This window comes from Vibrio antiquarius, from assembly GCF_000024825.1.
GTDB classification, from domain to species: domain Bacteria; phylum Pseudomonadota; class Gammaproteobacteria; order Enterobacterales; family Vibrionaceae; genus Vibrio; species Vibrio diabolicus.
The window spans coordinates 893227-911850 of the sequence record NC_013457.1 but is presented as its reverse complement, the minus strand read 5'-3'; the positions used below and the strand labels follow the sequence as shown (position 1 = coordinate 911850).

The following is an 18624-nucleotide window of genomic DNA, read 5'->3' as shown; positions in this document are numbered from 1 at the left end:
CCAATGCATTACGAGACGGTTCGGCTCATTCTTGGTGACCAACTTAATAGCGAGCATTCGTGGTTTCAACGTGTAGACGACTCGGTGCTTTACCTTGTCGCTGAGTTGAAACAAGAAAATACTTACGTTACGCATCACATTCAAAAGGTGTGTGCTTTTTTCTCTGCGATGGCGAATTTTGCCAACGAGCTGCAGGAAGAAGGGCATCAAGTTTTGCACCTTACGTTGGATGACACACAATCTTTCGAGGATCTTGCGCAAGTCTTACAACACTACGTGAGTGAAGTTGGTGCAAGTAAGTTTGAATATCAACGCCCCGACGAATACCGTTTACTAGAGCAGTTAGCCAAACTAAAGCTTGATGGGGTCGTGATGCGCAGCGTCGATTCGGAACACTTTTTGTTACCGTTTGAGGAAATAGAATCGCAGTTTCCTCAAGGTAAACACATCATGATGGAGCACTTTTATCGCCGTATGCGTAAGCGTTTCAACATTTTGATGCAAGACGGTAAGCCTATTGGTGGAAAGTGGAACTACGACGCCAATAACCGAAATAAACTTAAAGCAAAAGACATTGAACAGCTGCCAAAGCCATTAATGTTTAGTCATGACGTCAGTGATATTGTCGAGCGCTTAGGTCGGCACAACATTCAAACCATAGGTAAATTAAATGGTGATTTACTTTGGCCAGTAAATCGCTCTCAAAGCTTGTCTTTACTCGCGCATTTTTGTCAGGTCTGTTTGCCACTGTTTGGTCGTTTTCAAGACGCCATGACAGGTCAGCACGAGGCTAAATGGAGCTTGTACCACAGCCGGATTTCGTTCTCGCTGAACAGCAAGTTGCTGAATCCACGAGAGGTGATTGACGCTTCACTTAAGGCATTTCATGCCAATGCCGACATCGATATTTCTCAGGTAGAAGGTTTTATTCGTCAGATCTTGGGGTGGCGAGAGTACATCCGAGGCGTTTATTGGGCGAACATGCCTCATTACCCGAATAAGAATGAACTGGAAGCGAGTAGAAAGCTGCCAGACTTCTTCTGGAACGGCGAAACCAAAATGGCCTGTATGCGCAACGCGATTGGCCAGTCTCTTGATTACGCTTACGCGCACCACATTCAGCGCTTGATGGTAACCGGTAACTTTTGTTTATTAACCGAGATCGACCCAGACCAAGTGGATGAATGGTATCTCGGTATCTACGTTGATGCGATTGAATGGGTAGAAATGCCCAATACGCGCGGTATGGCACTGTTTGCAGATGGTGGGATTGTTGGCACCAAACCGTATGCGGCGAGTGGCTCTTACATCAACAAAATGAGTGACTACTGTAAGGGTTGCCACTACGACAATAAGGCGAGGAGCGGGGAAGGATCGTGTCCGTTTAACAGCTTGTATTGGCGCTTTATGAACAAGCACGACAAGCGCCTCGCAACCAACCCACGAATCGGGATGATTTTCCGTTCTTGGGACAACATGGAAGAGCAGCAACGCCAAGCGATATTAGATACCGCTGAGCACTATATGGAAAACTTGGAGAGCTTGTAATGGACATACTGATCGTTGGTGGAAATGGCGGCATTGGATTGGCGATCGTTCAACAAGCGCTAGTTCGCTTTCCCCAAGCTCGCGTGCATGCCACTTATCGTAATCACCAACCAGATTGGCAACACCCAAATGTATTTTGGCATCAAGTGGATGTATCGCAGGACGAGCAGGTGAAAGCACTCAGTGAGCAAATTGAACATGTTGATTGGTTGGTGAACTGCGTTGGTATGTTGCATACCCAAGATAAAGGTCCTGAGAAGAATCTTAGCTCGCTCGACGCAGACTTTTTTCAGCAAACCATCATGGTTAATACTTTGCCGAGTTTACTGTTGGCGAAATACTTCACGCCCAAGTTAAAACGCAGTACCAACCCCAAGTTTGCGACCATTTCGGCCAAAGTTGGCAGTATTAGTGATAATCACTTAGGCGGTTGGTACAGCTATCGTGCATCGAAAGCCGCGTTAAATATGTTCCTCAAAACCATGTCGATTGAATGGCGGAGAATGGTCAAACACGGGACTGTACTCGCTCTTCACCCAGGCACAACAGATACGGCTTTGTCGGCACCTTTTCAAGCGAATGTACCTGAAGGAAAGCTGTTTAGGCCAGAGCGTGTCGCGCGAGACTTATGGGGATTGATTGACAAAGCAACCCCGCAGGATAGTGGGGCATTTTGGGCTTATGATGGTGCCTTGTTACCTTGGTGAAGCGCAGCTTGGTCTGGGCAAAGTAACCTTGGAAAATAAGGCTAGCAGTGCGGCATAAAGTTTTTGTGGTTCTAACTTTTGACTGATTTGTTTCTTCGGCAGCGCTCAGAACAGTAAACGACTTCGTCCCAATTTCTTGCCCATTTCTTTCTCCAAGAAAATGGGCGATGGCAAACAGAGCAGATTTTGGTTGGTAATTGTGTTTTAAAACCTTTCATCTGGTCCTCCCCATTCGCCATCGTATGCCCTTGAAGTTGAATGAATACGAACTATTTATCAAAGAGATACAGATACTCTTCATACCCCTGCGTTTTCATTTCACTTACAGGTACAAATTTCATTGCCGCAGAGTTCATGCAGTAGCGTAATCCTGTTGGCTTCGGACCGTCTTTAAAAACATGACCAAGGTGAGAATCGCCAAACTTACTGCGAACTTCCGTTCTTGGATAAATCAGTTTGTAATCGGTTTTTTCAACGATGTAACCTGGGTTGATTGGCTTAGTGAAACTTGGCCAACCCGTCCCCGATTTGTATTTATCGGTAGAAGAAAACAACGGCTCACCAGTTACGATATCAACGTAAATCCCCGCTTCTTTGTTGTCCCAATATTCGTTGTCGAACGGACGCTCGGTGCCTTCTTCTTGTGTTACGTAGTATTGCAACTCCGTTAAGTTTGATTTGATCTCGGACTTAGCAGGCTTACTGTACTCTTTCACTTTTGATAGCAACTTTTTTTCTTCGATCAACTGACGAAGCGTTTTTGGGGGCTCTTTACGATCATCACCAAATACTTCATCCAAGTATTTATCTCGACCAGACGCATAGCGATAATACTTATACTTTAAGCTGCTCTTTTTGTAATAGTCTTGGTGATACTCTTCTGCGGGATAAAACTTTTCAAACTCGATCAATTCTGTTTTCAACGGTTTTGGATAGATCATCGCCTTGTCGATTTCCATTATAAACTGTTCTGCGATCTGCTTTTGTTCAGCGTTATGATAGAAAATAGCAGGGCGATACTGTGGGCCACGGTCGACAAAAGAGCCTTTATCGTCAGTAGGATCGATATGACGGAAAAAGTAGTCCAACACTTGCTCGTAACTAACCACTTTAGGATCGTACTTAACTTCGATCACTTCTATGTGACCTGATTTACCTGATGAAACTTGGCGATAAGTTGGGTTTTCAACATGACCACCAGAATAGCCTGATACGACATCGACTACGCCAGTTAACTGTTCCAAATCAGATTCTGTACACCAGAAACAGCCGCCAGCCAGTATGGCGATTTCTGCATTCTCTGAAGTCTTCATCTTATCCATCGTATCGGCGGTGCCTGCTTTACTCAAAAGTAGAAACAAGACAGGAAGTGCGAAAGAGAATCCGACCAATAACTTAGATATATTCTTCATAGCTACCTCAACGTTGTTTTCCGTAGAAAGTGTGACTGAAATAAAAAGTGTTACGTATAGAGAAAGGCAACCGAGCGAAAAAATTACAGCAATGTTGAAAATTCCGTTGCCCTTTTATGCGAGAAAGCTAAAGTATCGACACGAAATACACCGCTTGATAGGGCAACGATGTCTTCAACGAGCGATGCTAAATGAGGTAAATCATGCAAGCAGAAGTTAAATGGGTAGAAGATTTTAAATTCCTTGGGCAATCTCAGTCGGGTCACTCCGTAGTGATGGATGGCAATGGCGGTGCAACGGCACCAAGCCCAATGGAAATGGTACTAATGGCCGCTGGGGGCTGTAGCTCTGTCGATGTTGTCGACGGTTTGAAAACGGCAGGACAAAAGGTCTTGTCTGTTAATGCCAAGCTAACTACAGAGCGTCGTGAAACCGCACCACGTATCTTTACGCAAGTGAATATCCACTTTGAAGTTTCAGGTGACGAGCTTGACCCAGAAGTCGTAGCAAAAGTGGCGGCTGACTCGCTAGAAAAATACTGCTCGGTTTGCTTAATGCTAGGTGAAGGTGTTGAGATGACCCACAGCTGGGAAATCGTGTAAGTCGACAGACTCCACAAAATATAAAAACAGGAAAGAGAAAAGTGCAGGCTTTTCTCTTTTTTTATTCCGCAATTCACGTACCGTGTGATTAATCTGAAAGTAGTAATTGCAGGTTTTAGGAGTCTCCCAGTGACAGAACTCGAAAAAATGATGTCTGGTCAAATCTTTGATGGCATGGACAAAGAAATTGACGCAATTAGAAGTCATGCTCTTCAAGCACTTAGAGCGCTCAATAACAATACCGACGAAAGTCAGCGCGACGAATTACAAAAACAGCTGTTTGGCAAAGCGGGTCTTTGCATTGTTCAAGCACCTTTCCATTGCGAGTTCGGTAAAACCATCGAAATCGGCGAAGAAACCTTTATCAACATGAATGTGGTCATGCTTGATGGCGCTAAAATTACCATCGGGAACCACGTGCTAATCGGTCCAAGCGTGCAATTGTATACGGCTTCTCATTCTGTTGATTACCGAAGTCGCCGACGTTGGGAGACGTTTTGTAAACCTATCACGATTGAAGATGATGTGTGGATTGGTGGTAACTCCGTCATTAACCAAGGTGTAACGATTGGTGCTCGCTCGGTGATTGCGGCGAACTCGGTCGTCAACCATGATGTGCCGCCAGATTGTCTATACGGAGGCACACCTGCTAAGTTGATTCGTCGTCTCAACGAAGAAGAGTAAGAATCGATAGTGATGGTATGATGACTCGCTTTACAGGCATAAGAGAATCATGCCATCAGAAAGGGATAATTCGCCAAGGAGTCTAAGATGTCGAACAAGACAGAAGTCCTCATGTGCCCGACATGTGGGGTAGAAACGCATCATGTAGTGGTGTTAGTCAGAAAGAAAAGTGGCTTTGAAGGCGATAAAAATCGCAACAAGAAAGAGTTCATCGCTGGATTTCTCAAAAGTGTAGTGTTCGGCGCCTTCCTTGCTTCTATGGATGAATTTGAACGTCACTTGATCTGCGAAAACTGTGGTCATAAAACCATTCAACAGTAACTGATAGTCTTTCTTTCTCTGCATAAGTTCATAAGTGCGGTTTGAAGCACTGGTTATTCAAATCGCATTATCCTCTTTTAGTGCTTTTGCTCTTCTTATGTTCCTTTCTCAAAAATGAGTCACATCAGTACGCATTTTAACCGCTTGGATACAGGTAAATCACTGCTATGTATAATAAATTTGGTGGGAAATGCGTGTTTCAGCTCGATGTTTAACCTCTGTTCTATCGACACGTTTTGGGTCCGTAAACACTTAAATTTCGTTTGCTTTATGTTATATATAGTGCAGTTTTGTGAAATTGGTCACATTAATGTTTAATTTATAAAAAAACATTTAATGAATAGTAATTCACAAATATGCTGACCGTATGTGCTATTTAGTTTTGACTTATCCTTTGAATATTCACTTGGTGAATGCTTTGTTGGTTTTAGATTGACTGAAAGTTTGATTTTCTATTCAAACTTGTGAAGGGTTGAATAGATATATTAGAAAACATGAATTTGATCTTGTTTCTATCTTTTGTTTTAAATGCGAAATTCATTATTAACAACGGATGGTTTTGATGATTTCTCTTATGTGTATCCCACCAATTTTAGAAATTGAAAATTAAACTTTCTCAATACAATAACGACTAAAATTAAACGGAATGATGTTCTTATATTTTTTTATTTTAACTTTTACATTTTCACTCATTCATTTTAACTGTTTTTGTTGATTTTAAGTTGTTGATAATAATTGTCTTTTAACTTTTATTTTAATGGCGTTGCTTTGCTGCTTCTTTAATGTTGTGGTGAGTGGTTTTATTTATAAAAAGTCATTTTAAAGTACGTTTTTAAGCAAAGTAGAACGCGACAATACTCAAATAAATAGTATTAAAAAATTAAATAAGGATTTAACCATAAGAGTAATTTTATGGTTGATAGGTTTATTGGGGTTGATTATCTGAATTTTTATGGAATCTCATCCCAATAATCTGTTTGTCTTTAAGTTTATTCTAATAAACTTAATTCTCATGGAAGTTTCAAAACATGCAGCACACAACAAAGTGGATGATGACGCCGCTTGCAATGTTGTTGGGTACGCTGTTTTCAGCGCCATCATTCGCGGTGGAAACAAGTGTAATTGATAGCACTAGCACGCCTGAATCTACACAAAATGAAGGAGATGCGTCCTGTATTGTTTGTAAGTTTAGTGGGGCCGTTTACCTATCTTACGATACAAACATTTACGATAAAGACGACTACCGTTCTGTCCGCAATTTCTCGTGGGGAGGCGATCTCGTTTATTCCTTTTCGAGCGACACAAAAGCCTATTTTTCTACGGGTGGCTATCGTGCCCTAGAAGATGAAGTCGGCACCTACGCGACAGATTCGGTGTTGGGCTTGCAATACACGAACCTATATCGCTTTGGAGATACAGGGAAAATCGGCGTTGCGGGTCAGCTCACCATTCCAACTTCAGAAACATCTCGTAAAGATGAACTGCACACCGCGGTTCGATTAGATGTGCCGATCTCTTTTTCAGCTTGGAGCGTCGATTTTTCGGTTTCGCCAAGACTGAGAAAAAATTTCCACGAATACAAAACCATGGGGGGACGCTCGCTGACTGAGTGGACTTATTCGTTGTTTACTGTTGCGGAAAAGTCGTGGGAATCGTTCGCAGTGGGGATCACGGCGTTAGGTGGTAACAGCATCAGTTATCAAGGTACGCGCAGAAGCAGTTGGCAGTATGAGGGGGCGTTGTACGGCACATACGAGTTTGATGAAAGTTGGTCATTGCTACTCGCGGCGTCATCAACGGGTTTCTATCAAGATGCAGAGCGAGGCACCTTGGGCAACATCGATTTGTTGGACCAAGAGAAAGCGTCTTACATCGCGACAGTGACTTACTCCTTCTAGGAAAATAACAACAATTAAGGATATCCAAATAATGTTTAAAAAATTGACTCTGGTGTCAGCAATAACGGCCGCACTTGCAGGCTGTGGCGCAGATGATCAGGCGTATGACTATGTCGAAAGAGATGCAAAAGAAGTCGCAGTAAAAGATCTTAAAGACGGTCGTTGGTTTTACGTTCCGACGACTGGTGCCGCGCCACGCTTTGCTCTGAACCAATTCCCATTCTTGCAAGGTTCACCTCGTTACGTTGAGCTTTGTTTTACCAAAGAAGGTCTGGAAGTTCGCAGTTACGATAAAAACTACCCAGACGCGCATCTAAGCAAAGATGCCAATAATTACTGCGGTGAAGAGAAATTTGTCGCAGACGACGACGGCGTTAACTTCGCGCAAGTGCTGACGATTCCGGGTGACTTTGCGGCGTATCGCTGTCAAGAAGACGCGCATGGTGATTGCACCAACAAAGAAGAAACCAATGAAGACGCAAGCCTAAACTACAAGAAGAAAACCCACTTCACTCCTCGTCCTGAAGATCTCGAAATTGCAGAATTCAATATGGAAGATCTGTATGGCATTACCGAGGGCATTGATGAAATTGGCGCACCACGATTGATCTCGTGGGATTTTGACCCTAAAAACGGTCTTCTCAATTTCGAACTAGAGCGCACGTTCCGTATCGATTTAGATAATATTTCTGACTACATCAACTTTGCAACGAAAGCGAGTTTGGATGAAGCGCTTGTAGATGGCGCGTTTAAATCTCGGTTCTACTACTCGTTAGTGCACGAAAGTGAAGTGGCAACCGAAGGTTACCAACCGATCTTGTACCCTGTGGGTGATGAGAACGACATTGGTTTCTTCACCACGTCGACGAAAAAGCTTAACCCAGTCACGAATAAATACGACCGTGATGTGGTTTACCTCAATCGTTTCAACCCGAATCAAGGTTCTATCAAATACTACTTGAGCGATAACTTTTTTGAAGAGAAGAACAAGTTGTTCTTGGATGCAACGCTGCAATCGATCGACAAGATGAACCAAGCGCTGAATGTATTTGGGGCGGATGCAGGCAAGCCTGAAATCGAGATTGTGAACAAAACCAAAGCGGCTGGTATTCACCCAGGAGATCTGCGTTACAACGTGATTAATCTGATTGACGAGCCTCTAGCGAACGGTCTGCTTGGCTACGGCCCGTCGGTTTCTAACCCGATGACGGGGGAAATCATCAAAGGCCACGTGAACCAATACGCAGGCGTTGCAAGAACGGGTGTACCTTTCTATTGGGATAACTTGGCGCGATTCTACAATCGTAATCAGCTGGACTTAGATGGATTGGATCCACTGCCGACTAATAGTGAAACGGTGAAAACAGAGGTCGAGGATAGAGTTGAAGCCCTCTCGACAATGGCAGCAATGGCGAGCCTGAAATCGGATGAAAACATTTATGCGCCTTTCGTATCAAAAGAAGACATCGTTTCTGGCAAGGCGGCGACAAAGAGCCCAACTCAGCTAATGAAAAACTTCAATGATGATATGGAGTTTGAAAAGGTGGTTGAAGCTGAAGAGAACCGTTTGTCTTTCTGGGCAGAGAACAACGTTTATCCAATTGAAGCGTCGTGGGTTTCTTCAACTAACAAGGCCATGTTGGACAACTTGAAGTTGGACGACGAGCGTTACTTTGAGATCAAACTCGATGACGCAGGTAACGAAGTATCACGTCAGCTTAAGCGCTGGAAATACCTGCCAAAAGAGTTGCAAGTGAAAGCCGCAGATGCGATTACGGTTGCGACTTACAGCAATACGCTCGTTCACGAGCTTGGCCACAACATGGGTCTGCGCCATAACTTTAAAGGCTCAAATGACAAAGCGAACTACTACACGCTAGAGCAAGCGCATCAACTTGGTTTGAACAACATTCCTGCTTACAGTTCGACGATGGACTACGCGCCAAGCATGTTGGATGAAACGCCAACTTGGGGTCTGTACGACATTGCGGCCTTTAAGTTTGGTTATGGTCGTAAAGTCGAGACGATTCAAGATTCTTCAGGCTCGGCTCCTGCACCTGTTGCGAAGCCGGCAGACAGTGCAAGCGATGAAGACAAAGCGGCATACGCCCGGTACCTCGCTGATCAGCAAGCCTACCAACAAAGCTTTGCATACAAGTTTGGCAACAATCCAGACAACACATCGCTGATGGTGTGTTCTGAAGTGAAGGCATTAACGGGGAACGAGAAAGGCAAATCACTCTACAACTGTGACTTCAGCCGATTCGATACCGCCGCGTTGTCTGATGATCCAGAACTGAATGCGAAAACTCGTTATGGCGCACTTTACTACCTAGATAAAGTGAATGAAATTGAGCGTAAGTCTTACGATTTCTGTACCGATGGGAACGTTTCTCTAAACAGCGACTGTAACCGTTTTGACGAAGGTACAAACCTAGAAGAAATTGTTTCTTACGAGTGGCAGAACTATCTCGATAGCTATGATCGACGCAACTTGGAGCTATATGGGACGACGGGATTGTTCTCGTCTGATTATCCTGGTTACTTAGTGCGCCGTTACATGGAAATGAGCGCTATCCGTGACAAGATGGAAGATCTTGAGCGCATCGATAACCTGTACACCAATTTGGGTTACACTTCGTCAACGGATAAGCCGGGTGACTTCTTATTGCGCCTTGCTTCAAACCCTCAATACTGTAGCGAAGGTAAAGCCGATAACTCATGGTTCTGTGATTACGCGAATGGGGCGAAAAAATCCGCGGCGTTCTTCCTTGATATCTTGCGCACACCAGAGCATCAATGTGTGATAGAAAATGCGGCAGGCAACCAAAAAGTGATTTCTTTTGGTCAACTGTTAGACAACAACTCACACCAGATTCCGGCAGATTACGATCTTTCAACAGCCAGCTGTTTTGATGATTTGGTAGCACGCTTTATCGAAGATTCAGATGAGGGCTATATAGCTGTTGCGGAAACTGCGAATGGACGCTTCCTAAACTCAATTGGTAGCTTTGACCCGGATTACCCTTGGTCAAATGCGGTGTCTGTGTTGGGTAACTGGCCCGATAAAGCGTTGGCGAGCCACTTCTTAGCACGTCGATTCTCGAACCGTTTTACCGATGAGGTGAGCTTTGCATCGCTGCTTGATATCCCTGGGGTGCAAGCTGAATACGAAGACATCATGGGCAACATCGTGGCAAATGACGCGTTAAATACGCCAGTTAAATTGGTGGGTAAAGACGGTAAGGAATACACCAATCTAAAAGGTGTTACCGTGAACCTACACATCACTGAGCAAATGGAGTCCCTACCACCAATGCCTCGTGGTATTGCAAGATTCCTTGATATTGGTGCAGAAGGTCGCGGACGTGTTGGCGATGTCATCTTGAGAATGGGTGTGAACCAAATGAAGTCTTACGATTATACAGTGAAGACTCGTGGTCAATCTCAGTTTGATACGTTTACGAAGCAGCAAGACCGTTACGGTATCATCGCGGGTGACAAGGTTGAGTTTGTTATCGACGGCGAGAAGTTTGTGGCAACAAAAGCAAACAAGCTGGCTTACGACTACGCAAATCAACTGGTGACGTCCAAAGGTTACGATCTAAAAACGTACCTAGATAGCTATGAGCCTGCAACACTAAACAAGGTTGCAGAGAGCATCGATAGTGCTTGGGGGCCATTCCGAACAGCGATTGTCCCAGCGTTCCACGATCCTGTATTGCTGCTGGATGCGCCAATGGTCAACGCAATGAAGCGAACCATTGATGCGGATATCGCGGCAGGTGTGCTGTCGTTTAGCCAGTCTTTCATCAACTTTACGACAGTGAATGTGACTTCGGGTGATTTGGTCATCGATGCAACTTCGGGCACATTGAGCTACAAAGGTGGTAAAGCGCACGATGAGCTGAAAGCGTTCGAAGCTTACACTGATGCGATGCTTTTGATTTACAACGATCACGCTGAAGACATGATGTTCGCGGTCGACAATGTGTACGCAGGGTACATGGCGTCTTCAGATGCTGACAAAGAACTTTGGCTGAAAGATCTCAATATGATTCAAGCGTATTTGCGTGGTGATATCGGCGCTGTGGCTGGTGATTACTACAAGATGCTTGATCGCCTACCAACTGCAGTGAGTTTCCAGTAAATAACTCTTAATTCACTCATACAAAGGCCTGCAGCAATGCAGGCCTTTTTCGTCATAGGACTGATGGAATTTAGGAGTGAAAGATGATCTGTCCGTCTTCTGTCATCACAAGTGTCGCTTTGCTTTGTTCGATAAGTTGGGCAGCATAAGAAGGGGTAACGGCCTGCATATCACCTTTAGATCGAAGAGTTAAAGACTCCCACGCTTGATCTCGATATTTCCCTGCTTGGGTGTATTGAATCAGTACTTTCATAGCTTCACGCTCCGGTGTGGTTGACGTGCTACTTAAGTTAACGATCTTAGGTTGGTTGCGCATCTGTTAAAAATGAAACATTAGTTTAACCAAATGTGCCTTTCCAAATATCGCGCATTGAGCAGAGCAATTTAGAATCCTTGTGATGGAAGGATGAAAAACACTCAATCTTTCGATTCATACTGCGCAATATAATGTTTGAGAGATTTGGTTTCCGCACTCTGAAACTCTTCATCGTGCATACGCAGTGCTTGGATACGGTCGAGGCGGAACTGGCGGTAGTCATCGCGCAATTCGCACCAGGCGACCAGCGTCCAGACTTTGCCCCAAAAGAACTGGCCTAACGGTTGGATTTTTCTCTCGGTCACCTGTCCGCTTTCATCTTGGTAATCCAAACTGACCTTAAACTGATGATCAATCGCGTGGCGCAGAAGCTGCCCTCGTTTGGCCGTTTCGGATTGGGTGTGATAATCGGGCACAATCAGCGGACAATCTTCCACTTGTTGTTTGAGCTTATCGGGCAATACCGAAAGTATTTTGGCGGACGCAGAATGAGACGCTTCGGCGAGTTCGGCATCCGACCAGGCTCGAACCATCCGCATACCCAGTTCAAGCGCCATCATCTCTTTTTCTGAGAACATCAAAGGCGGCAGATGAGAGCCCGCTTGCAACAGGTAGCCGACACCTGCTTCACCTTGAATAGGAACACCAGAACTAAGCAACGACTGAATATCGCGATAAATCGTACGTTCGCTGACTTCCATTCTTTCTGCGAGCTCTTTCGCTGTCACGGCGTAACGCTTTGCGCGCAAAAGCGTCAGTAGCTCAAACAGTCGTTCTGATTTGCTCATGATGTTCCTTATCTAGACCTACTGGTTGTTAGTGGTAGTGCGGCTGATTACTTCTCTAGCTCACTGCACATTTTTAAGTTGTGATGTTTAAGCTCGAAGCTTTCGCAGTCAATCATCGATAACAGAGGCTGAAATTCAGCGGCTTGCTTAATCTGTTTTCCCGCCTGTTTTGCATCGTCCATTGAACGCCAGTAAATGATGTCTGTCCACACATCGTCCTTCGCTTCGTGACTGAGTGAGCGATACAAAAAGCCCGGCAGATTCTTCACAAACGTTTGTGACTGCTTGGCGGCGGCGATCACGTCTTGCTCTGTTGTGCCTGCGGTTAGACGAAATTGCACAGTTTCGATAACGGTTTCCATATTGTGATTCCTTATTGGTTTTGGCGGATTGCCTGTTGAGTTCCAAATAAGGTTACGCGGATGGAATGTCAGAACATGTCAGTAGTGAAATCTCACTCACTTATCATCAATATGGTTATTTTTCTGGGCGGTTGTAACGATCCCAGTAAGGTAAATCTGTGCCGAGTTTTTCGCTGATAAAATCGATAAAGGCTCTTACTTTCAACGGCATGTGCTTGCGTTCAGGGAACACCGCATAAATGGCGTGTTCTGGTAGAGAATACTCTTCCATCACCGGTTTTAGATTTCCTGCGGCAAAGTCTCTTCCTGCAATAAACGTTGGCAGTTGCGCAATTCCCGAACCTCTTAACAGCAACTGGCGAATGGCTTCACTGTTATTGACGATAAAGTTTCCTTTTGGAAGCACCTTGTATTCGCTGCCGTTGTTGATGAACATCCATTCGACGCCGCCACGGAAATAGGAATAGCGCAGGCAGTTGTGACTGACTAAATCACTTGGTTTTTGTGGTGTTCCAAACTCCGCTAAGTAATCTGGTGAGGCACAAAGCACACTTTTACAAGGGGCGAGACGTTTTGCGATTAGATTGGAAGAGGTGAGTTCACCAATACGGATCCCCAAATCAAAACCGTCTTTAACTAAATCGACCATTTTGTCTTCGAGGTTTAAATCCACTTCAATTTTCGGGTAACGAGCGAGAAACTCGCTGATCAAAGGCGCGATATGCAGCACACCGAAAGACATCGGCACGGTAATTTTGAGCCGACCTTGTGGAGAGCCTTGCAGCTCCGATACCGCGTCCACGCCTTGCTGGGCTAGGTTGAGCGCTTGAGAGGCGTACTCAAAATAACGTTCTCCCGCTTCGGTCAGGCTCAGCTTACGCGTGGTTCGGTTAAGGAGACGAATGCCCAAATCGTCTTCTAGTTGGTTGATGCGTTTGCTGATCGCCGATTTCGTCAGATTCAGCTGTTTGGCCGCAAGGGAAAAGCTGCCGCATTCGACAACAGCAACAAAAACGGGCAGGGAGGCAATCGCGTTCACATCAATCTCCTATCATCGTGAAGCATTTATTGTTGAGCACAAGGATACAATTAATTTCCAATTATAGAGATTATCTTCAAGAAGAAAACAATCTAGACTATGCATCAGTATTACGACCTTGATTTTGGGAAGAAGAAAATGAAGTACGATTGGATCCTGTTTGACGCTGACGAAACCTTATTCCACTTTGATGCTTTCAAAGGTTTGCAGCTTATGTTTTCTCGCAAAGGCGTAGATTTTACTGAACAAGATTTTGCTCATTACCAAACCGTAAACAAACCGCTTTGGGTGGATTACCAAGACGGCAAAGTAACGGCAGATGAGCTAAAACATAACCGCTTTACCGAGTGGGCTGAGAAGTTGAATACCACAACAGCAGATCTCAATAGCGCATTTTTAGAAGCAATGGCCGATATTTGCAGTTTGTTGCCAGGTGCAAAAGAGCTGATGGAAGCGCTGCAAGGCAAAGCTAAAATGGGCATTATCACCAACGGTTTTACAGAGTTGCAAGCAATTCGCCTTGAGCGCACAGGGATGACTGAGTACTTCGATAAAGTGGTGATCTCTGAACAAGTGGGCGTCGCAAAACCGGACTTAGGCATTTTTGAATACGCGATGCAGCAAATGGGCAACCCATGCAAAACGCGCGTACTGATGGTGGGTGACAACCTGCATTCCGATATTCTGGGTGGTAATAATTTTGGTATTGAAACTTGCTGGTTAAATACCACAGGCGCAAGCGTCGCTGAGCGTATCGCACCAAATTACACTGTTGAGTCTTTGAGTGAACTAAAGAACATTTTGGTGGCGTAACCGAATCGGGTATTATTCCGCAGTAACCCTCAGAAAAATCAAGGAATAACCATGCCAGACATCAAACAGCTAGACAGCAAAGTCGTTTACCAGAATAAGTGGATGACGGTGCGTGAGGACAAAATTTTACGTCCGAGCGGCGCAGAGGGCATCTATGGTGTGGTCGACAAACCTGATTGTGCTGCGATTCTGGCTATCGATAATGGGATGATTCACTTGGTTCAGCAGTACCGTTACACCGTAGGTCAACGTTGCTGGGAGATCCCACAAGGGGCGTGGGAATCAAACCCAGATGCGGATCATCTTGAGCTTGCCAAAGGTGAGCTACGTGAAGAAACGGGCATGCAGGCGAGCGCCATGGCGTATGTCGGCGCGCAGTTTATCGCATACGGCTTTTTGAATCAGACATGTCACGTCTACTTCGCCAGTGATTTAACGGACGTGGGCAATCAACTCGACAGTGAAGAAGAGGATTTGATCACGCGCGCTTTTTCTGTTGAGGAGTTCGAACAAATGATGATCGACGGCACGATCAAAGATTGTGTCACTATCGCGGCTTATGGTTTGGCGAAGCTGAAGAAATTCATTTAATGATAATTTTTAATGAAAACAGCGGCCTAGTGCCGCTGTTTTTAGTTTGGGAGAGCTCGTTGAGCCATCGCTTACTCGTCGATTTTCTTACCTAAAATTTCTACTTTCGCTTTCTTGGTCACCCCCGCGACTTGCAGCGCTGTGCTGCCAACCGATTCATAGTTCAACTCGATCTTGTCTAATTTCGCGTTATCTTTCGTTGGTAGGCTTAAGCTTCTTGATGACATGCCTTTAGTCAGAACACCTAAACTGTCGAACGTCTTTTCCTGACCATCTTTCATGATTACTTTAACGCTTTTCAGATCGACCGTACCTTGCGTACATTTGATTTTGATGTGGCTGAAACGAGCGTTAGCAAATGGGGACAGTGGATTGACTGTGTCGGTTTCCGATTTAAAACTGACGGTTTTATCTGCAATCTTGTCCCAATCGTTGTCTCCAGCAACCGATTGGAAAGAGGCTACAGCCGCTAAAAGACAGAGTGCGATGGTGTTGAACAGTTTCATAGCTTTTCCTTACCTTAGGTTTAGATATTCTGTTTAATCAGTTCGATGACGTGTGTGACTTCGTCTTGAGTTAAAGCCCCTTCTTTCACGAATAAAACTTCGCCTTGTTTATTTTGTACGATAATCGCAGAACTTTCTTGCTGTAGATCCCAAGTTGTTGCTAATACGCCATTTTTGTCTAACACCATGGAAGACCAAGAGAATGTCTTTTTGCTGTCCTCTGCCGACGATTTAACAAATGTACCGGTTCCCCATATGGCGTCTTCTTGGTTGATTACGGTTGTGGTCTGATACTGATCTTCAGGAAAGTGAGCGGCAGTGATTGCTGACATCAGCGGCGCGTTCATCTCTTTGGCTTTACTACGACCTGCAATGGCTTGTATCACACGGACTTTGCCTAACATCTGCTGAGTTGCCCAAGGTTGATAAGCCACATCGTTTCCTTGCAGCGTCATTTCGCCATAGGTATCAATGCTGACGGAAGGGGTGGTTTGACCGACAGAAAGGTTATGAGAGAAGGCGAGTGTCGGGGCGAGTGCGAGTAAGAGTGACAGAACAGATGGAGTTTTCATTGGGATTCCTGTAACGAAGTGAGGTTAGAGCGAATCAAAATAAGGGGCAAATACGATGCCCCTTATCGGATTTGGCGATTAGTTAGAAAGTACAACGCGCGCATTTAGCGGTTGCAGCGGACGATTGTTTTGTCCCATGACTTCCATCAGTTTCGCGGCTTGATCTTTGGATAAGGTTTGAGTGTCTTTAAGCACAAACCAGCGCACACCTTCTGAACATGGTGGTGTGGTTAAAGAGCCGTTAAATCGATAGTAGTTTGCAGTTTTTGGCAGTAAGTCGTTAATCTCAAACGTATCTTTAAAGAACGTGGTTTGATTCTCTTGTGGGATTGCGTTGATCAGTTTAGACAGCGCTGCGTTTTGATCGCCTGCATCAAACATCACCGAAATTACCGCCAACTCGCCGTCTGCGTTGGCGTGTACAAAGTGCGCTTCAAGTGGATATTGGCGGCCTTTGATTTGGTTTTCTGAAGGTGTGTGGAAATGGAACTGTTGCAGCTCGAACGTCTCGCTATCGATGGTGAAGCTGTTACGTCCGTTCACTTGCGCTTGCAGCGTATGACCATTGTTGGTTAAACCAATGACCTGACCGGTGTACGAAAGGTTCAATGCTTCCAGTTTTGCATCGGCAGGGTTGTCGATGTTGATTGGGCTTTGGTTTTTTGTGGTAGCACAGTCTTTGGCGATTTCTCCCCAGTGCTCTGGCCCGTGTTTGTCATTGCCATAGCCCCATTCCGAAGCCTGAGCAGCGCTTAGAGTGAGAAGTGAGAGTGAAAAAGCAAGTAGTGTTTTGTTCATAATAATGTCTCTGTTCGGTCGCTTTGATAAGCGTTGTTACAAGGCAATGACCTAGAGGTTTGATCACTGCCTGACAAATTAGAAACGGTGGCTGAGTTGGGCACCAATTAGGAACGCATTTGAATGGGTCACGCCCGTCACCATCGGTGCAGGAACACCTTCATACGCGTACTCTTCTACGTTGACATCTTCACCAATCAAGTACGTCATGCCGATGTCAACCGTGGTATCTGATGACCATTGGTAAGAGGCCCCCGCGGATAACCAGTGACGGTTCGAATCTGGGATAGAAAGTGAAGTCAGCTCATCGACAGGTGTTTTGTCGAACATGTAACCCGTGCGAAGTGTCCAACGTTCATTGGCGTACCAAGTCGCACCGATGGAGTAGTGCGCGGAGTCTTGCCACTGAAAATCTTTTAGCAACTGATCATCAGCTTTCAAGCTGTCAAATGCTGACCAACCAATCCACTGCACAGAATAGTGCAGGGCAAATTTAGGTAAGACGCGGTGATAACCGGAAAACTCCGCAATATCCGGTAGCGGCATGGCAAGCGAGTCGTACGATTCGCCAGCAAAGTGGATGTCACCCTTGGCATTAATGTTAGGGCTGTGTTTGTAGCTTAAACCTAAGCGATGACGTTCGTTAAACTCGTACATCATGCCAATATTCGCACCAAGCCCAATGCCGCCAGCTTCCACATCAAGTGCGTTGCCCTTTACGGATCCACAGCGTTGTTCTAGTTCGTTTCCAAGTATGTTCCCACCAACGCAAACACCCACGTCCATATCGCGGTACAGCTCACCAGAGCCGTAAATCACATCAATACCACCACCGATACTAAAACGATCGTTCACCTTGTATGCCAAGCTTCCGCCAAGGTTGACACTCGCTACGCTGGTGACACCGCCAAAAACAGGTGCGCCATAGTTTGGTTTAAACTCCATGTCGGTTCCGAAGTTGGAGTATGCCGATAAGCCTAGATACCAGTCGTCGTTGATAGGGTGAATAAAGTAAAAGTTGGGTACAACGGCTGGTTGACCAACGCCATCGACGTCATCAATGTCGGTCACGGTTTGAGAGAAGGAGGGGGTAATGTCAACTTGAGGGGACGGAGGAAAACTGCCCATACCAACATTGACATCTGCATTAATATTAGCTCGATGATATTGCGCATTTTTAACGGTCACGTCAGGTTTGACGTAAGTGACACCGAACGAAAAGGCATTTTGTTTAAACAGCGTCATCGCTGCGGCGTTGCGGCTGACTACAGACGCATTATCACCAATGACGGCATCACCAGCAAAAGCACGACCAAGACCCGTCGCCGAATGTTCGTTAATTTGAAAACCACCGGCATACGCCGTCGAGGAGGCCATCCCGATTAATAAATAAATCGGTGAAAGAGTTAATTGTCGCTGCATGTTTTTTATCATGAATTAATTAGAGGTTGTATTGCAACGAAAATCAGTAAAATAAACAAATCTGACCAGTGTATTTAGGAGTAAAACTAACAGTG

19 protein-coding genes are annotated in these 18624 nt (G+C 45.1%); 9 read left to right on the top strand and 10 right to left on the bottom strand.

Annotated elements, in window-relative coordinates:
* The first annotated feature begins 3 nt into the window (after positions 1–3).
* Together VEA_RS18945 and VEA_RS18940 are read left to right on the top strand one after the other, a co-directional pair.
* Positions 4–1548, top strand: a complete 1545-nt coding sequence (locus VEA_RS18945) for a cryptochrome/photolyase family protein (RefSeq protein ID WP_006741269.1) — start codon at positions 4–6, stop codon at positions 1546–1548.
* Positions 1548–2255: an SDR family oxidoreductase gene (locus tag VEA_RS18940; protein WP_005393660.1), complete on the top strand. Its 708-nt coding sequence runs from the start codon at positions 1548–1550 to the stop codon at positions 2253–2255. Before VEA_RS18945 ends, VEA_RS18940 begins: the two co-directional genes overlap by 1 nt.
* 71 nt (positions 2256–2326) lie before the next feature.
* On the opposite strand, the gene VEA_RS23610 is transcribed toward VEA_RS18940, so the two are convergent.
* Both VEA_RS23610 and msrB read right to left on the bottom strand, forming a co-directional pair.
* Positions 2327–2473: a DUF2256 domain-containing protein gene (locus tag VEA_RS23610; protein WP_074189751.1), complete on the bottom strand. Its 147-nt coding sequence runs from the start codon at positions 2471–2473 to the stop codon at positions 2327–2329.
* A gap of 51 nt (positions 2474–2524) precedes the next feature.
* Positions 2525–3667: a peptide-methionine (R)-S-oxide reductase MsrB gene (gene msrB / locus VEA_RS18935; RefSeq protein ID WP_006741270.1), complete on the bottom strand. Its 1143-nt coding sequence runs from the start codon at positions 3665–3667 to the stop codon at positions 2525–2527.
* 203 nt (positions 3668–3870) lie between these two features.
* Between msrB and VEA_RS18930 the strand changes: the two genes are divergently transcribed.
* The 5 genes from VEA_RS18930 (at position 3871) to VEA_RS18910 (ending at position 11322) form a co-directional block, all read left to right on the top strand.
* Positions 3871–4269 (top strand): OsmC family protein, encoded by a 399-nt coding sequence (locus tag VEA_RS18930; RefSeq protein ID WP_005393675.1) that lies wholly within the window; start codon positions 3871–3873, stop codon positions 4267–4269.
* 129 nt (positions 4270–4398) lie between these two features.
* Complete coding sequence (locus VEA_RS18925) at positions 4399–4953, top strand: sugar O-acetyltransferase (protein ID WP_005393677.1); 555 nt, start codon at positions 4399–4401, stop codon at positions 4951–4953.
* Positions 4954–5040: 87 nt separating this feature from the next.
* Complete coding sequence (locus VEA_RS18920) at positions 5041–5274, top strand: hypothetical protein (protein WP_005393681.1); 234 nt, start codon at positions 5041–5043, stop codon at positions 5272–5274.
* 1028 nt (positions 5275–6302) lie between these two features.
* Entirely contained in the window at positions 6303–7172 is an 870-nt protein-coding gene (locus VEA_RS18915) for a hypothetical protein (RefSeq protein ID WP_006741271.1), read from the top strand.
* A 31-nt stretch (positions 7173–7203) separates the two neighbouring features.
* Positions 7204–11322: a M66 family metalloprotease gene (locus VEA_RS18910; RefSeq protein WP_006741272.1), complete on the top strand. Its 4119-nt coding sequence runs from the start codon at positions 7204–7206 to the stop codon at positions 11320–11322.
* A gap of 70 nt (positions 11323–11392) precedes the next feature.
* Here VEA_RS18910 and VEA_RS18905 read toward each other — a convergent pair whose 3' ends face one another.
* From VEA_RS18905 to VEA_RS18890, 4 genes are all read right to left on the bottom strand, one after another.
* A complete protein-coding gene (locus VEA_RS18905) occupies positions 11393–11575 on the bottom strand; it encodes a hypothetical protein (RefSeq protein WP_005393690.1) in 183 nt (60 codons plus the stop codon).
* A 164-nt stretch (positions 11576–11739) separates the two neighbouring features.
* On the bottom strand, positions 11740–12426 hold the full coding sequence (locus tag VEA_RS18900; protein WP_006741273.1) for a helix-turn-helix transcriptional regulator: 687 nt from the start codon (positions 12424–12426) through the stop codon (positions 11740–11742).
* Positions 12427–12473: 47 nt separating this feature from the next.
* Positions 12474–12788, bottom strand: coding sequence for a hypothetical protein (locus VEA_RS18895; RefSeq protein WP_006741274.1), 315 nt, complete (start codon positions 12786–12788; stop codon positions 12474–12476).
* A 115-nt stretch (positions 12789–12903) separates the two neighbouring features.
* Positions 12904–13827, bottom strand: a complete 924-nt coding sequence (locus VEA_RS18890; RefSeq protein WP_006741275.1) for a LysR family transcriptional regulator — start codon at positions 13825–13827, stop codon at positions 12904–12906.
* Between the two features lie 138 nt (positions 13828–13965).
* Here VEA_RS18890 and yjjG point away from each other — a divergent pair, with 138 nt between their 5' ends.
* Positions 13966–14640 carry a pyrimidine 5'-nucleotidase gene (yjjG, locus tag VEA_RS18885; protein WP_006741276.1) on the top strand — a complete coding sequence of 225 codons (675 nt, stop codon included), beginning with the start codon at positions 13966–13968 and terminating at the stop codon, positions 14638–14640.
* A 51-nt stretch (positions 14641–14691) separates the two neighbouring features.
* Positions 14692–15231, top strand: coding sequence for an NUDIX domain-containing protein (locus VEA_RS18880; RefSeq protein ID WP_005393699.1), 540 nt, complete (start codon positions 14692–14694; stop codon positions 15229–15231).
* Between the two features lie 71 nt (positions 15232–15302).
* On the opposite strand, the gene VEA_RS18875 is transcribed toward VEA_RS18880, so the two are convergent.
* The 4 genes from VEA_RS18875 to VEA_RS18860 all read right to left on the bottom strand — a co-directional run bounded on the left by VEA_RS18875 (position 15303) and on the right by VEA_RS18860 (position 18529).
* On the bottom strand, positions 15303–15737 hold the full coding sequence (locus VEA_RS18875; protein WP_005393700.1) for a hypothetical protein: 435 nt from the start codon (positions 15735–15737) through the stop codon (positions 15303–15305).
* 20 nt (positions 15738–15757) lie between these two features.
* Entirely contained in the window at positions 15758–16309 is a 552-nt protein-coding gene (locus VEA_RS18870) for a YtfJ family protein (RefSeq protein WP_006741277.1), read from the bottom strand.
* Between the two features lie 78 nt (positions 16310–16387).
* Positions 16388–17107: a carbonic anhydrase gene (locus tag VEA_RS18865; protein ID WP_006741278.1), complete on the bottom strand. Its 720-nt coding sequence runs from the start codon at positions 17105–17107 to the stop codon at positions 16388–16390.
* A 78-nt stretch (positions 17108–17185) separates the two neighbouring features.
* A complete protein-coding gene (locus tag VEA_RS18860) occupies positions 17186–18529 on the bottom strand; it encodes an OmpP1/FadL family transporter (RefSeq protein WP_081441250.1) in 1344 nt (447 codons plus the stop codon).
* Between the last annotated feature and the right edge of the window lie 95 nt (positions 18530–18624).

Excerpts from the sequence above, each read along its gene's own strand:
- VEA_RS18945 (WP_006741269.1), top strand. The coding sequence starts at position 4 with ATGCATTACGAGACGGTTCGGCTCATTCTTGGTGACCAACTTAATAGC.
- VEA_RS18940 (WP_005393660.1), top strand. The coding sequence starts at position 1,548 with ATGGACATACTGATCGTTGGTGGAAATGGCGGCATTGGATTGGCGATC.
- VEA_RS23610 (WP_074189751.1), bottom strand. The coding sequence starts at position 2,473 with ATGAAAGGTTTTAAAACACAATTACCAACCAAAATCTGCTCTGTTTGC.
- msrB (WP_006741270.1), bottom strand. The coding sequence starts at position 3,667 with ATGAAGAATATATCTAAGTTATTGGTCGGATTCTCTTTCGCACTTCCT.
- VEA_RS18930 (WP_005393675.1), top strand. The coding sequence starts at position 3,871 with ATGCAAGCAGAAGTTAAATGGGTAGAAGATTTTAAATTCCTTGGGCAA.
- VEA_RS18920 (WP_005393681.1), top strand. The coding sequence starts at position 5,041 with ATGTCGAACAAGACAGAAGTCCTCATGTGCCCGACATGTGGGGTAGAA.
- VEA_RS18915 (WP_006741271.1), top strand. The coding sequence starts at position 6,303 with ATGCAGCACACAACAAAGTGGATGATGACGCCGCTTGCAATGTTGTTG.
- VEA_RS18910 (WP_006741272.1), top strand. The coding sequence starts at position 7,204 with ATGTTTAAAAAATTGACTCTGGTGTCAGCAATAACGGCCGCACTTGCA.
- VEA_RS18905 (WP_005393690.1), bottom strand. The coding sequence starts at position 11,575 with ATGAAAGTACTGATTCAATACACCCAAGCAGGGAAATATCGAGATCAA.
- VEA_RS18900 (WP_006741273.1), bottom strand. The coding sequence starts at position 12,426 with ATGAGCAAATCAGAACGACTGTTTGAGCTACTGACGCTTTTGCGCGCA.
- VEA_RS18895 (WP_006741274.1), bottom strand. The coding sequence starts at position 12,788 with ATGGAAACCGTTATCGAAACTGTGCAATTTCGTCTAACCGCAGGCACA.
- yjjG (WP_006741276.1), top strand. The coding sequence starts at position 13,966 with ATGAAGTACGATTGGATCCTGTTTGACGCTGACGAAACCTTATTCCAC.
- VEA_RS18880 (WP_005393699.1), top strand. The coding sequence starts at position 14,692 with ATGCCAGACATCAAACAGCTAGACAGCAAAGTCGTTTACCAGAATAAG.
- VEA_RS18875 (WP_005393700.1), bottom strand. The coding sequence starts at position 15,737 with ATGAAACTGTTCAACACCATCGCACTCTGTCTTTTAGCGGCTGTAGCC.
- VEA_RS18870 (WP_006741277.1), bottom strand. The coding sequence starts at position 16,309 with ATGAAAACTCCATCTGTTCTGTCACTCTTACTCGCACTCGCCCCGACA.
- VEA_RS18865 (WP_006741278.1), bottom strand. The coding sequence starts at position 17,107 with ATGAACAAAACACTACTTGCTTTTTCACTCTCACTTCTCACTCTAAGC.
- VEA_RS18860 (WP_081441250.1), bottom strand. The coding sequence starts at position 18,529 with ATGCAGCGACAATTAACTCTTTCACCGATTTATTTATTAATCGGGATG.